The sequence below is a fragment of the Streptomyces sp. NBC_00620 genome (assembly GCF_026341825.1).
In the GTDB taxonomy this organism is placed as follows: domain Bacteria; phylum Actinomycetota; class Actinomycetes; order Streptomycetales; family Streptomycetaceae; genus Streptomyces.
Genome location: NZ_JAPENY010000003.1, coordinates 1,077,730 through 1,091,482, shown reverse-complemented (window position 1 = coordinate 1,091,482; position 13,753 = coordinate 1,077,730). Strand labels below are relative to the sequence as shown.

10 protein-coding genes are annotated in these 13,753 nt (G+C 69.1%); 5 read left to right on the top strand and 5 right to left on the bottom strand.

Annotated elements, in window-relative coordinates; genetic code table 11:
- Both OG246_RS36165 and OG246_RS36160 read right to left on the bottom strand, forming a co-directional pair.
- Nucleotides 1-996, bottom strand: a complete 996-nt coding sequence (locus OG246_RS36165; RefSeq protein ID WP_266472976.1) for a DUF3048 domain-containing protein — start codon at nucleotides 994-996, stop codon at nucleotides 1-3.
- Between the two features lie 174 nt (nucleotides 997-1,170).
- Nucleotides 1,171-2,241: an ATP-dependent DNA ligase gene (locus OG246_RS36160; RefSeq protein WP_266472975.1), complete on the bottom strand. Its 1,071-nt coding sequence runs from the start codon at nucleotides 2,239-2,241 to the stop codon at nucleotides 1,171-1,173.
- Nucleotides 2,242-2,315: 74 nt separating this feature from the next.
- On the opposite strand from OG246_RS36160, the gene ligD reads away from it, so the two are divergent.
- The gene (ligD, locus tag OG246_RS36155) at nucleotides 2,316-3,332 is read left to right on the top strand and encodes a non-homologous end-joining DNA ligase (protein ID WP_266472974.1); all 1,017 of its coding nucleotides are present in this window, start codon (nucleotides 2,316-2,318) and stop codon (nucleotides 3,330-3,332) included.
- A gap of 57 nt (nucleotides 3,333-3,389) precedes the next feature.
- On the opposite strand, the gene OG246_RS36150 is transcribed toward ligD, so the two are convergent.
- Both OG246_RS36150 and OG246_RS36145 read right to left on the bottom strand, forming a co-directional pair.
- Nucleotides 3,390-5,606 carry a family 16 glycoside hydrolase gene (locus tag OG246_RS36150; protein WP_266472972.1) on the bottom strand — a complete coding sequence of 739 codons (2,217 nt, stop codon included), beginning with the start codon at nucleotides 5,604-5,606 and terminating at the stop codon, nucleotides 3,390-3,392.
- On the bottom strand, nucleotides 5,606-8,035 hold the full coding sequence (locus tag OG246_RS36145) for a ThuA domain-containing protein (RefSeq protein ID WP_266474959.1): 2,430 nt from the start codon (nucleotides 8,033-8,035) through the stop codon (nucleotides 5,606-5,608). The genes OG246_RS36150 and OG246_RS36145 overlap by 1 nt, the downstream gene beginning before the upstream one ends.
- Before the next feature lie 274 nt (nucleotides 8,036-8,309).
- On the opposite strand from OG246_RS36145, the gene OG246_RS36140 reads away from it, so the two are divergent.
- From OG246_RS36140 to OG246_RS36130, 3 genes are all read left to right on the top strand, one after another.
- Nucleotides 8,310-9,263, top strand: coding sequence for a multicopper oxidase domain-containing protein (locus tag OG246_RS36140; protein ID WP_266472969.1), 954 nt, complete (start codon nucleotides 8,310-8,312; stop codon nucleotides 9,261-9,263).
- A 100-nt stretch (nucleotides 9,264-9,363) separates the two neighbouring features.
- Entirely contained in the window at nucleotides 9,364-10,410 is a 1,047-nt protein-coding gene (locus OG246_RS36135; protein ID WP_266472968.1) for a LacI family DNA-binding transcriptional regulator, read from the top strand.
- 378 nt (nucleotides 10,411-10,788) lie between these two features.
- A complete protein-coding gene (locus OG246_RS36130; protein ID WP_266472966.1) occupies nucleotides 10,789-11,004 on the top strand; it encodes a DUF6243 family protein in 216 nt (71 codons plus the stop codon).
- Nucleotides 11,005-11,213: 209 nt separating this feature from the next.
- Here OG246_RS36130 and OG246_RS36125 read toward each other — a convergent pair whose 3' ends face one another.
- On the bottom strand, nucleotides 11,214-12,680 hold the full coding sequence (locus OG246_RS36125) for a hypothetical protein (protein ID WP_266472965.1): 1,467 nt from the start codon (nucleotides 12,678-12,680) through the stop codon (nucleotides 11,214-11,216).
- Nucleotides 12,681-12,774: 94 nt separating this feature from the next.
- Between OG246_RS36125 and OG246_RS36120 the strand changes: the two genes are divergently transcribed.
- Nucleotides 12,775-13,566 (top strand): VOC family protein, encoded by a 792-nt coding sequence (locus OG246_RS36120; protein WP_266472963.1) that lies wholly within the window; start codon nucleotides 12,775-12,777, stop codon nucleotides 13,564-13,566.
- Nucleotides 13,567-13,753 lie beyond the last annotated feature (187 nt).

The window sequence follows — 13,753 nt, the reverse complement described above, 5'->3', positions numbered from 1 at the left end:
TCAGGCCTTCGCGAAGACCACCCACACCTGGCCCTTCGCGAAGTTCATCGGCGCTCCGTCCGCCGTCGTGAACTCCGTACCGTCCGTGGCTCTGGGGCGCGCCCAGTTCACGTTGAAGACGCGGCCGTCGCGCAACACCTTCGCGGTCCCCGAGCCCACCGTCTCCGTGTACGGCGAGTTGCTGCCGAGGATGTCGTGGTACTTGGACTTGCGGACCTTCACGTACTGCACGACGACCGTCGCGGGAGCCACCCTGTTCCCGTCCGTCGTCACCGTCGGGGTTCCGTCCATGGCCACCAGCCAGCGCTGCCGGCTCTCGGACCAGGTGAAGGTGAAACGGGCCGCGGGGAACTTCACCGTGCGTGAGGTCTCCGGGCTGCCGCCCGCGGGCGCCGTGCCGAAGTGGAACCCGGTGGTGAGGGCCCCGGAGCCCGGTGCGGATGCCGCCAGCCGCTGGGGGCGCAGATAGAGATTGTGCGGGGCGGACTTGCCCGTGCCCCGGTAGTAGGCGTCCTCGGATGCCTTGCCGGGCGGGTGTGCGCGCAGCGGCGCCTTGTTGATCAGCGGCAGCAGCTTGCGCTGGGCGCCCGAGAAGGCCAGCGTCGGCTCGTCGAACTGGCGCAGCAGCTCAAGGTCTGACTCGCGCGCGCTGCGCACCGGGCCGACCACCTTCGGCAGCTTGCTCGCGTAGACCGCCATCAGCCGGCTCAGACCGCCCTCGACCTGCTCCGCGTACACGATGTCCGCCGCTTCCAGACCCGTCTGGGGGCGGGCCGCATGCACATTGTCGATCTTCACGGCGAGTACCGAACCGGAGCTCGCGGGAGGGGTGGGGCTCTCGGTCCCCTGGCTCGGGCCCGGGATCTGGTTGTTCCCGCGCCCGTCGTCGATCGCGTCGCCGCCCGCGGTGCAGCCCGTGATCAGGGAGCCCGTCATCGCGGCGGCGAGCAGCGCCGCCGTCATCGCGCCGCGCCGCATCCGCGCCATCTGTCGCATGCCCACCGTGGCCACCCTGTCCCGTGTCATCGATTGTGCGCTTATAGGTTCATCGGTGGCCATACCCGTTCGGTTGTGATTGCGCGCGTCAAGTGAGCTGTTCGGCTCAGCGGGATGCATCGGAGGAGGTTCGGGGCTTCGGGGGAGGGTGGGACGAGGGGCTGATCGGCGTGGTCAGTCCTGTGGGCTGAAGATCTCCGCGAGGTCGTAGCCCACCGGCTCCTCCAGCTGGCTGTACGTGCAGCTCTCGGCGGTGCGGTCGGGGCGCCAGCGGCGGAAGCGGGCCGTGTGACGGAACCGGACGCCGTTCTCCATGTGGTCGTACGCCACCTCGGCCACCCGCTCGGGCCGCAGCGGCACCCAGGAGAGGTCCTTCTTCGACGACCACCGGCTGGGCGCGCCCGGCAACCGTGCCGTCTCGTGCGCCGACTCGTCCGCCCAGGCGGCCCAGGGATGCTCCCCGACGTCCTCGAGACGCAGCGGCTCCAGCTCCTCCACCAGCTCCGCGCGCCGCTTCATCGGGAACGCGGCGCTCACCCCCACGTGCTGCAGGGTGCCCTTGTCGTCGTACAGACCCAGCAGCAGGGAACCGACGATCGGCCCGCTCTTGTGGAAGCGGTAACCGGCGACGACGACATCCGCCGTCCGCTCGTGCTTGATCTTGAACATGGCGCGCTCGTCCTGCCGGTAGAGCAGATGGATCGGCTTGGCGATCACACCGTCAAGACCCGCGCCCTCGTACTGCTCGAACCACTGGCGTGCCACGTCGATGTCCGTGGTCGCCGGGGCGACGTGGACCGGAGCGGTGACGCCGGACAGCGCCATCACCAGCAAGGCGCGCCGGTCGCCCAGCTCGACGTCGAGCAGCGAGCGGTCGGCCAGTGCCAGCAGGTCGAAGGCCACGAAGGAGGCGGGCGTCCGCTCGGCCAGCGTGCGCACCCGGGAGTCCGCCGGATGGATCCGTTCCGTGAGCGCGTCGAAGTCGAGCCGCCCGTCCCTGGCGATCACGATCTCGCCGTCCATCACACAGCGCGCCGGCAGCCGCTCCCGCAGCGCCTCGACCAGCTCGGGGAAGTACCTGGTCAGCGTCTTCCCGGTGCGACTGCCGATCTCGATCTCGTCGCCGTCCCGGAACACGATCGCCCGGAAGCCGTCCCACTTCGCCTCGTAGTGCATGTCCGGCGGAATCTTCGCCACGGACTTGGCGAGCATCGGCTTCACGGGGGGCATCACCGGCAGATCCATGCTTCGATTCTGCGCGGTCGCGGGCCCGTCCGCCCGGTGTGCGGGGCAACCATCGTGGGCCTACCGTGGCTCGCATGGGCGAAGCGGTGGAACTGGAAGCAGCCGGGAGGACGGTACGTCTGTCCAGCCCGGGCAAGGTCTTCTTCCCGGAGCGCGGCTTCACGAAGCTGGACCTCGCCCAGTACTACCTGGCCGTCGGCGACGGCATCCTCCGCGCGCTGCGCAACCGCCCCACCACCCTGGAGCGGTATCCGGACGGCGTCGCGGGCGAGTCCTTCTTCCAGAAGCGGGCGCCGAAGAACATGCCCGACTGGATCCCGACCGCCCACATCACCTTCCCCAGCGGCCGCAGCGCCGACGAGATGTGCCCCACCGAGCCCGCCGCGGTCCTGTGGGCGGCCCAGTTCGGCACGCTCACCTTCCATCCGTGGCCGGTGCGCCGCGACGACGTCGACCACCCCGACGAACTCCGCATCGACCTCGACCCGCAGCCCGGCACGGACTACGCCGACGCCGTACACGCCGCCCATGAACTGCGCGCCGTCCTGCACGAGTTCGGCGGTCTGCGCGGCTGGCCAAAGACCTCCGGCGGCCGGGGCCTGCACGTCTTCGTGCCGATCGAGCCGCGCTGGACGTTCACGCAGGTGCGCCGGGCCGCCATCGCCGTCGGGCGCGAACTGGAACGCCGGATGCCCGACCGCGTGACCATCAAGTGGTGGAAGGAGGAGCGCGGTGAGCGGATCTTCGTCGACTACAACCAGACCGCCCGCGACCGCACCATCGCCTCCGCCTATTCCGTACGCCCCCGCCCGCACGCCCCCGTCTCCGCGCCCCTGCGCTGGGACGAGGTGGACGACGCCGTGCCCCGTGACTTCGACCTCGTGACCATGCCCGCGCGGTTCGCCGAACTCGGCGACGTGCACGCGGACATGGACGACCACGCCTTCTCCCTGGAAGCCCTGCTGGAGCTCGCCAACCGCGACGAGCACGATCACGGCCTGGGCGACCTGCCGTATCCGCCCGAGTACCCCAAGATGCCGGGCGAGCCGAAGCGAGTGCAGCCGAGCAGGGCCAAGCACGAGGAGAGCTAGCAGCCTGAACGGGAAGGCTCCGGGGCGTCCCCGGAGCCTCCCCGCACAGAGTGTCGGCTACAGCTCCTTGATCCGGATGTCCCGGTACGAGACCACATCCGAGGTGCCGTGCACCTGGAGCCCGACATAGCCGGAGGCGAACCGCCGTCCGTCCGTGCCCGGGTCGTCCGAGCGCGGCGGGGTGAAGTCCTGGCCGCCGATGTTGTCGAACTCATTGATCAGCACACCGTTGCGGAACACCGAGTAGTGCTGGTCGACCACGCGGATCTCGTAGTCGTTCCAGGTGCCCTTCTGAGTGACGCCCGCACCGGCGAGGCCCACCCGGTCGAAGCCGTAGACCGAGCCCGTCTTGTACATGTCGCCGTCGGGCCGGTCGAGCACCTGCACCTCGTGCCCGTACTTGATGGCGACCCACTCGGGGCGCGACTCCTCCGGGTGGTCGTGGACCCACGGGAACCGCACGAACACACCGGAGTTGGCGTTGCCGGTGCCCGGAGCGTCGTCACGCCACTGGAGCTTCAGCGAGAAGTCGCCGTACTTGCGCTGCGGGAACCACAGCATGCCGAGCCCGCCCACCGAGGTGCCGGAGGTGATCGACCCGTCCGCGTTCAGCCCGAACGAACCACCGCCCACCTGCGCCCACTTGGCGAACGACTCCTGTGAACCGTCGAAGATCTTGCTGTAGCCGTCCGTCTGGCCCGGCTTGCCGATGCCGGACTGCCTGGCCGCCTTGTAGACCGCGTTGTACTCCCGCTGGTCGATGACGCCTTCCTTGAGGAGCTTGTCGAGGACTGTCCTCGCGTGCTTGAGGAACAGCGCGTGGGAGGTCCACTCCTTCTCGTCCTCGATCAACTCGTTGATGCGGCAACGGTTGTTGGTCACCCGGTTCGGCACACCCGAGTCGACCGTGCCGACGATCACCGTCAACCGCTCGTCGAATTCGGGGCAGTTGGGCGCCGGAACCCCGCCGCCCGGTGCGACCGTGAAGTTCACGGTGCGTGGCCCGGACGTATTGCCCGCCTTGTCGCTCGCCCGGTACGCCACCGTGTGGGCGCCGACGCGGTCGATCAACACCGGTGCGGTGTACGCCAGATAGGGCCCGGCGTCGAGCGAGTACTCGATCGCGGCGACACCCGAACCGCCCTCGTCCGTAGCGCTCACGGTCACCTTGGCGCTGTTCACGTACGCGCCGTCGGAGTTCTTCGTCCCGTCGACGGTCACCCCGGTCATCGGTGGTGTCGTGTCGGAGACGGGCGGCTCGACCACCGTGAAGGCGACGCTCTTCTCGGGCGCTGTGTTGCCCGCCTTGTCGGTCGCGCGGTAACGCACCTGGTGTGCGCCGAGTGAGTGCACCATCACGGGAGCCGTGTACGGCTGCCAGGCACCGGAGTCGACCGAGTACTCGATGGTGTTGACGCCGGAACCGGTGTCCGAGGCGGAGACGGTGACGGTAGCCATCGACAGGTACTCGCCCTGGTCGTTCTTCTCCCCGGTCACGGTCGCCGAGGTCTCGGGCGCGGTCGTGTCGTCCGTCGGCGGGGCGACCACGGTGAACTCCGCTGTCTTCTCCGCGGCTGTGTTGCCCGCTTTGTCGACCGCCCGATAGCGGACCTTGTGGGAGCCGACCTGGTCGATCACGACAGGCGTGGTGTACGGCTGCCAGGCCCCCGTGTCACCGATGGCGTACTCGATCCTGTCGACGCCCGATCCGGCATCGGAGGCGCTCAGCGTCACCGTCGCCGAACCGACGTACGCGCCCGCCGAGTTCTGCGTACCGCTGACGGCGGCCGAGGTCTCGGGCGCCGTGGTGTCCTCGCCGCTGCCCTCGGTGACCACGAGGATGCCTTGCATCGATCCATGGCCCGGAATCGTGCAGTGGTAGAAGTACCGGCCGGGCGTGAGGGTGACCTCGGCGGTGTGCCGGCCGCCCTGGTCGTCGAACGGGTTGGCCAGGATGTTGAGTTCGACGTCGTTGTTGAACTCGGGGTCGGAGGTCACGAACGTCAGGGTGTGCGGCATCCCGGTCGTGTTGCCGGTCGCCGCGCTGTTCTCGAAGACGATCGTGGTCGGTCCCGCCACGGCCGTCACCGGCGCGGACGTGTACTTGGTGATGTCGTCGCCCGCCGTCCAGGTGAGCGTCTGCGCGGCGGCGGCGCCCGAGGGAGCGTCCTCCGTACGCCCGAACGCCGACGTCGACGTCAGCCCGAGCACCATCAGCAAGGACGCCAGCAGGGCCGTCCACAGACGTCCTGTTCTTCGCCTTCGTACGCGCATCACTCCGCCTTCCTGGCGAGCTGGTCGGCGGCCGGAGTCGGCCCACCGCCCGTGTAAGTCACCCTCCACAACGCCGACTTGGCGTCCGAGGTGAAGAAGCCACGCCCGTAGTCGAGGACATAGAGCGCGCCGTCGGGTCCGAACTTCCAGTCCATGAGGTTCTTGATGCCGTCGTTGCCGATGGGCACGATCTTCTTCAGCGACTCCGAGTGGATCGGGAGTCCGCCGTCCCCGGCCGTCTTCGGGTCGGTGATGACGGCATTGCGCGGCTGGTCGGAGTCGTAGAAGTCGCCGACGAACCACTTGCCGTCCCAGTAGGCGGGCCATTTCGCGTCGCCCGTGATCGAGGAGTCGTACCGGTAGACCGGCCCGTTCATCGCCGCCTGACCGCCGCCCTTGAGCCACGGCAGCAGGTACGTGGCCTCCTCCTGCTTGTATGAGGGGATGCCGTTCGCGTCGCGCGGATAGTCCGGGGCGCCGCCCTGGGGCGAGTACCAGATGTTGTTGCCGGTGACAGGCGGGAGATTGACGAGACCGTCGTTGTTCGGGGACTCGTTCTTCGGGTGGGCGCAGTCGTACCAGCCCAGCGGCTTCGTCGGGTCCGGCAGATTGCGGTCGCGGTAGGGCTGCTTGTTGCCCATGCAGTACGGCCAACCCCGGTTGCCCGCCTTGGTGATGGCGGCGAAGGTGTCGTACTTGGCCGGGCCCCAGGTCGTCGACGGCGCGCTCGCGTCGGGGCCGACCCATCCGGCGTACAAGGTGTCGGTGTTCTTGTCGACGGAGATGCGGGCGGGGTTCCTGACCCCCATCACATAGATCTCGCCGCGCGTCTTGCCGCCGCCCTCGTCGGGCTCCTCGCCCGTGAAGAGGTTGCCTGCCGGCAGCGTGTACGTGCCGTCGGTCTCCGGGTGGATGCGCAGGATCTTGCCGTTGAGGTTGTTGGTGTTGCCCGCGGTACGGCGCGCGTCCGCGAACGAGACGCCCTTGTAGTTGGGTTCGGGGTTGTTGCCCGAGTAACCGCCGCTGAAGCCGCTGGAGTTGTTGTCACCCGTCGCGATGTACAGGTTGCCCTTGGAGTCCCAGGCCATCCCGCCGCCCGCGTGGCAGCAACTGTGGATCTGCACCGGCCACTTGAGGAGCACCTTCTCGCTGCTCAGGTCCAGTTTGTTGGTGGCGGGGTCGAGCGTGAAGCGGGAGACGCGACGCTCGGCCATCCGCGTATCGCGGTTGATCTGCGAGTGGGGTGTGTAGTGCAGATACACCCAGCCGTTCCGCTCGAAGCCCGGGTCGATCTCTATGCCGAGCAGCCCCTCCTCGACCTTGACCAGCTCGTCGCCGCCGCCCTTGTTGCCGAACACGGTGAGCGCTCCGGCCAGGGTGACCTTCTTGGTCTTCGGGTCGTAGACGTGGATCTCGCCCCTGCCCTTGCCGATGTCCGGGTTGTTCCAGTCGGTGATCACGGGCTGGGAGGAGTCCGCTCCGCCGCGGCCGATGTAGAGCACCCGTCCGTCGGGCGCGGTGACCAGGCCGTGCGGTTCGCCGATCTGGTCGTTCTGGCCCGGCTGGTTGGGCTGGGTCAGGCGCTCCGCCTTGTAGTTGGCGTTGATCGTCGCCTTGCAGTCGGCCTGGGCGAGGCGGGTCGTCCAGAGCAGGGCGCCGCGCAGATGGGTACGGAAGTCGGTCTCGTCGTACGAGGAGACCGTGCCGCCCATGCCGGTGTAGAAGGAGCGGCCGCCGTCGTAGTCGCGGCACCAGCTCACCGGGTGGTCCCAGCCGTTCTTGCTCGCGCCCGGCTGATACGTCGACTCGCGCACCCGCGCCACCGTGTGCACGTCCCCCGAGGGGTTCTTCACCCAGTTGAGCCACTGGTCGGGGCGCTTCCACTGGACCGGCAGGTCCTTGCTCGCGGGGTGCTGCCGGTCGCCGACCTCAACGGTCGCTCGCTGCACCGTTGTCGGGCTGGTGCTTGCCGGGCGTGCGCCGACGAGCCCGGTGAACCAGTCCGAGTACGGCTCGGCGCGGGCCGCGTCATGGATGCCGACGAAACCGCCGCCCGCCTCCATGTAGGCCTCGAGGCCGGCCTCCTGCTCCGGATCGAGGACATCACCGCCGCCCGTCAGGAAGACGATGGCGTTGAGCCGGCCCAGCTTCGTCTCGTTGGTGAAGACCGACGCGTCGTCCGTCGCCTCGACCTTGAATTGCTGTGCGGCCGGACCCGACAGACCGATCTTCTCGATCGCCTCGATCCCGGCGTTGACGACCGGCGACTCGTCCCCGGCGGCCGCGGAGCCGTAGAAGACCAGCACCCTTGCGTTGGCGCCGCCCGGTGGCGACGTGATGGACATCGTTGTCAGAGTCGGATCGGGGGCGGGGCGCGCACTCGCGGACGGCGCCGAGAGCGCCCCGGCGGTGACAGCTCCGGCGGCCAGGGCGGCTGCCCAGGCGCGGCGGTGCCTTCTGCGTCTTCTCGCGCTCAACTCTCGTAAAACTGACGGTGTTTGATGCGATGTGAGCCGCATGTGGTCATCCACTCCTCGTCGGTCACAGACAGCGCAAAGGAAGCTAGACCTCTTTTCGCGGCTCGCCAATAGGTATGACCGGGATGGAACAAACTTTGTCCTGAGTGTGGATAAACGAGGGCGGCGCGGCTACGGTCTCACAGGTTCATCTCCGTAAATTCCGTACCAGCGTGGGGAGTTCGGCATGGACAGACGCGGCTTCAATCGGCGGATGCTGCTGGGCGGGGCGGCGATCGCGACCGGTGCGACATCGTTGTCCTCGGCCACACAGGCCGTGAGCGCCGGTGGTCCGGTGCGGACCGCGCCGGCCGGCGGCGAGGTCCGGCACATCAAGCTGTACGCCGAGAAGCTCGCCGACGGGCAGATGGGCTACGGGTTCGAGAAGGGCAAGGCGTCGATACCGGGCCCGTTGATCGAGCTCAACGAGGGCGACACGCTGCACATCGAGTTCGAGAACACGATGGACGTGGCGGCGAGCCTTCATGTCCACGGTCTCGACTACGAAATCTCCAGCGACGGAACGAAGTTGAACAGGAGCGACGTCGAGCCGGGCGGCACCCGCACCTACACCTGGCGCACCCATGCGCCGGGCCGCCGCGCCGACGGCACCTGGCGCGCGGGCAGCGCGGGGTACTGGCACTACCACGACCACGTCGTCGGCACCGAGCACGGCACGGGCGGCATCCGCAAGGGCCTCTACGGCCCGGTGATCGTCCGCCGCAAGGGCGACATCCTGCCCGATGCGACCTTCACGATCGTCTTCAACGACATGCTGATCAACAACAAGCCCGCCCACTCGGGCCCCAACTTCGAGGCCACGGTGGGGGATCGCGTGGAGATCGTGATGATCACGCACGGCGAGTACTACCACACCTTCCACATGCACGGTCACCGCTGGGCCGACAACCGCACGGGGTTGCTGACCGGCCCCGAGGACCCGAGCCAGGTCATCGACAACAAGATCGTCGGACCCGCCGACTCGTTCGGCTTCCAGGTGATCGCGGGGGAGGGGGTCGGAGCGGGGGCGTGGATGTACCACTGCCACGTGCAGAGCCACTCCGACATGGGGATGGTGGGGCTGTTCCTGGTGAAGAAGACGGACGGGACGATTCCGGGGTACGAACCGCACGATCACTAGGCGGATGTCCCCAACGGGCCTTCGGTGATCCGAGAGCGCTCTCACACGTGGGCGGCGGCGCGGCTATCCTGATCGGCATCCGTCGAGGAGGTGCCCAGAGGTGACCGAGACAGCGTCGCGCCCCACGTTGGAGGCCGTGGCCGCGCGGGCCGGGGTCTCCCGGGCCACCGTGTCGCGCGTCGTGAACGGGGGCGACGGGGTGCGCGAACCGCTCGTCGAGCGAGTCAGGCGGGCCGTCGAAGAACTGGGATACGTCCCCAACCAGGCCGCCCGCAGTCTCGTCACCCGGCGCCATGACGCGGTGGCCGTCGTGGTCGCCGAACCGGAGACCAGGGTCTTCGCGGACCCCTTCTTCGCACTCCAACTCCGCGGCATCAGCAAGGAGTTGACGGCACACGACTCGCAACTCGTGCTGCTGCTCACAGAGGGCCGCGACGACCACGCCCGCGTCGGCCGCTATCTCGCCGGCGGCCATGTCGACGGCGCGCTCGTGTTCTCGCTGCACCTCGACGACCCGCTGCCCGGCCTGATCCATGGCGCGGGCGTGCCCACCGTGTTCGGCGGGCGACCCGGCTGGGGCGACGTTCCCCGGAACGCCGTATCGGCCGTCTACGTCGACTCCGACAACCGGGGCGGCGCCCGCGAGGCCGTACGTCACCTCGTCGGGCTCGGGCGTACGCGCATCGCCCACATCACCGGCGCCCTCGACCAGACGTCGGCGGTGGACCGGCTCGACGGGTTCCGGGACGTCATGGTCGACGGCGACCCGGGTCTCATCGCCGAGGGCGACTTCACGCCCGCGGGTGGCGAGCGCGCGATGCGGGAGCTCCTGGAGCGCCGCCCCGACATCGACGCGGTGTTCGTCGCGAACGACCTGTCGGCCTCCGGCGCCCTGCGCGTCCTGCGCGACCAGGGGCGCCAGGTGCCCGAGGACGTCGCCGTGATCGGCTTCGACGACATGCTGCCGGTCGCCGAACAAACGGACCCGCCTCTTACGACGGTCCGTCAGGACATAGAGGAAATGGGCCGGTTGATGGCCAGGCTGCTGCTGCGCGGCCTCGACCGCCGGGGCGGCGAGGCGGGTCTGGGAGGCGCGCCGTCCAGCGTGGTGCTGCCGACGACACTGGTGCGACGCGTTTCGGCGTAGGGACGTGGTGTCGCCCGTGCACCGGACACGCTTCTGCGGCAGAATCGATCGGCCGGAGAGGACTCCTAAAGGCGGCCCAGTAACGCCCATCTGGACCTGCCCCGGCCGGGCGGCGACCACCGGCGGGTGCCGGCGGTGCTGAGATTCCCGGAAGGAAAAGGCTGACCTCGGGCGCTCGCCGAAGGCCCCGCCGACGCCGGGGCGGCGAAGAGGTTGGTGTGCGGGGCCGACGGAACCGGGTAACGTCCTTGTCATGTTCTTCCAGGCGCCGATTTACGAGTGAGAGCGTGATGGGCCCCTGCTGACGTCGTTCGACGTCGCCGCCCGTCCCCCACCGATGAATCCGTAGATCACTTCACATCACTACCGGGAGAACCCGTGACCGTGAGCAAGAACATCAACAACCCCGTGGGCATGGGCGGCGGCCAGCGCAAGAAGCAGTCCCGCGCCGAACGGCAGAACCACGGTCCGCACCGCAACCTCGACCGCCAGAGTGCAGCCGACAAGAAGGCGGAGCTGGTGCGCAAGATGCGTGAGAAGACAGGCGCAGCTGAGGGCGCCGCGCAGGCGGGCGACGACACCGCACAGAGCTGACGCGCCGCCGCCGCCGGGCGGCACCGCACGGGGCAGGGCCCGGACCGCGTGTCGCGGTCCGGGCCCTGCTTCCGTACCGGGCGCGGCCGGTCCCGCTCAGCTCTCGGCCGACCACCCGCGTCTCAGCCGACCACCCGGGACAGCCGCAGATTCGGCAGCCCCGTCACCGCCACCACCCCGCGTCTCCGGCATGATCCGCCGGACAGGCCCTAGGCGCGAAGGTTCGTCAAGGCGTCCTCCAACAGCTCCGCCCGGTCCTGCGCGTCGGGGTGGACGGGGTCGGCGTGCCGGTCGGCCCAGCCGGTCTTCTGCAGGTGGGCGACGCGTTTGATCAGAGCGGTGCGGATCGGGCGCGGCATCCGAGGGTCCGAAGTCCGCGTGGCGGCGAGGGCGACGACCGGCATGAACCGCCAGTGCGGGTCGGGGAGTTCGAGCTCGGTCAGCAGTCTGGGGAACGCGTCCGGCGCGCCTTGGCCGAGCCGGTCGGCCAGGCTCTGGGCGCGAATGGCGGGGACGGCCGAGTCGGCGTGGCGGGCCAGGGCTGAGGACGCGGCGCTCGCGTTGTCCTGGCTGCTGTACTCGCCCCGGTGCAGCGCGCCGGCGGCACACTGCCGCACCTCGTCATCCACGTCCTCGTCCAGCAGACGGACCAGGGCGTCCACCGCCGAGGCCTCCTTCGGGTGCCCCGGGGCGAGATGCGAGAGCCCGAGGGCCGCGGAGCTGCGGACCTGGGCGGCCGGGTGCCGGACCTTGTCCAGGAAGAGATTCAACGGCGGGTCGGGCAGCGGGAGCTCCGCGTGCATGAGGCTGTAGCAGTCCAGGATCTCGCCGAGCGTGAACGGCTCCTGGTCCCGCGAGGCGAGATCGTCCAGGGTTTCGCGCACGCGGTCCCGCCGGATCCCGTCGTGCAGCGTCACCAGACAGCCCAGCACCTCCATACCCAACGCCACCAGGTCCTCTTCGCCGCTCCCGCAGAGCGAGAGCGCCTCATCGACGCGAAGACCGGTCCGGGCGCGGTCCGACCACGAGTCCTCGTCGGGCAGCGCGGCCAGCGGCATGAGCTGATCGGCGCCTTCCGTGCTGCCCCGAGGGTGCGGCAGCGCCTTCTTGAACACGGCTCGTGCTTCCACGCGGGTGAGCTGCGCGTCTTCTTCGGAGAGTGGCGATCCGCGGCGTACGGCGGCATGGATGGCTGAGACGGCAATACCGAATTGCAGTTCGAATATAAATGTTCCCGGTTGGACCCCGGGCAGTCCCTCCGGCGTCCAGCCCTGCTTCCGCAAGGCCTCGAGGCGCAGGCGGGCGTCGTGCCGGAGGTCCGCGTCGATCACCTCCAGGGCCGGCGCTCCACCCAGCTCCGCGACCAGTGCCGTCCACTCACGCAGGACGCCCTCGGGATCGTCCAGGTTCCGCGCGAAGACCCGCACCGCGCGCCCCCGGAGTGCTTCATCCCGGCATAGCGCGTCGGAGAACGCTCCGGTCGCCGCCACGAAGGCGTCCAGTGACGGTTCGTGATCGAGCGCCTGGGCCAGTTCGCGCAGCGCCCACTCCAGGTCACGCGTCTCGGCGACCTCGGCGGAGGCCTTCTCGCGGACCGTGGAGTCGGGCGACCTGAGCCGCTCGGAGAGGGTGAGGAGGAGCTCCTGTCGCTTCTGTGCCCGGCGCCGAGAGAACATCCGGGAATTCTAGGTGGCGGCTCCGCCAGCGATTGTCAGTGGGCGGTGGAAGACTCGGCGGTGCAGGCAACGGGACCCCTCAAAGGAGGGCATTATGCTCACCACCCGTTTTGTCACCGGCGCTCCGAACTGGGTCGATCTCGGCACACCCGACATCGAAGGCGCCACCACCTTCTACGGAGGCCTCTTCGGCTGGCAGTTCCAGTCCGCAGGGTCCGAATCCGGCGGCTACGGCTTCTTCCAACTCGCCGGAAAGTCGGCGGCGGGCGGTATGCAGACCACTCCGGACCAGGGCCCGCCCTCCTGGACCGTCTATTTCCAGACCCCCGACGCGGACGCCACGGCCAAGTCGACCGAGCAGGCCAAGGGCTCGGTGCTGATGCAGCCCATGGACGTGATGAGCGAGGGCCGCATGGCGATCCTGGCCGACCAGGCGGGAGTGCCCTTCGGTATCTGGCAGCCGGACCAGCTCAAGGGCATCGACGTGGCAGGGGACCCCGGCTCGCTGTGCTGGGTCGAGCTCTACACCCAGGACATCGCCTTGTCGGCCGTCTTCTACAACTCAGTGTTCGGCTGGGAGACCTCGGCCCAGCCGTTCCCTGGTGGCACGTACACCTGTATCAACCCCGCGGGTGCCGGGGAAGAGGACATGTTCGGCGGTGTGGTCCCGCTGGCCGACGACCCGATCGAGGTGGAGACAGGCTCGTACTGGCTGCCGTATTTCGAGGTCGAGGACGCGGACGCCACGGTCGCCAAGACCCAGGAACTGGGCGGCAAGGTCCGCATGCCCGCCATCGACGTGGAGGGCGTGGGCCGCATCGCCAAGCTCGCCGACCCGTACGGGGCACGCTTCGCGGTGATCAAGAGCGCGCCGCAGCACGGCTGACGGCCGGCCCCAGGACTTGGGGGCGGGCGGGGCGGGCACGGCCGCCGGGAAAACTCGGCGACCGTGCCGCGCGCCGCCGTGCGGGCCCTGCCCCCGCCGGGCCATCATCACGGATGTCGTGGCGCCTGTAGGCACCGGATTGACACGGCGTTGATGAGTCATTGATCGAACGTTTTTCGTCGGGCGG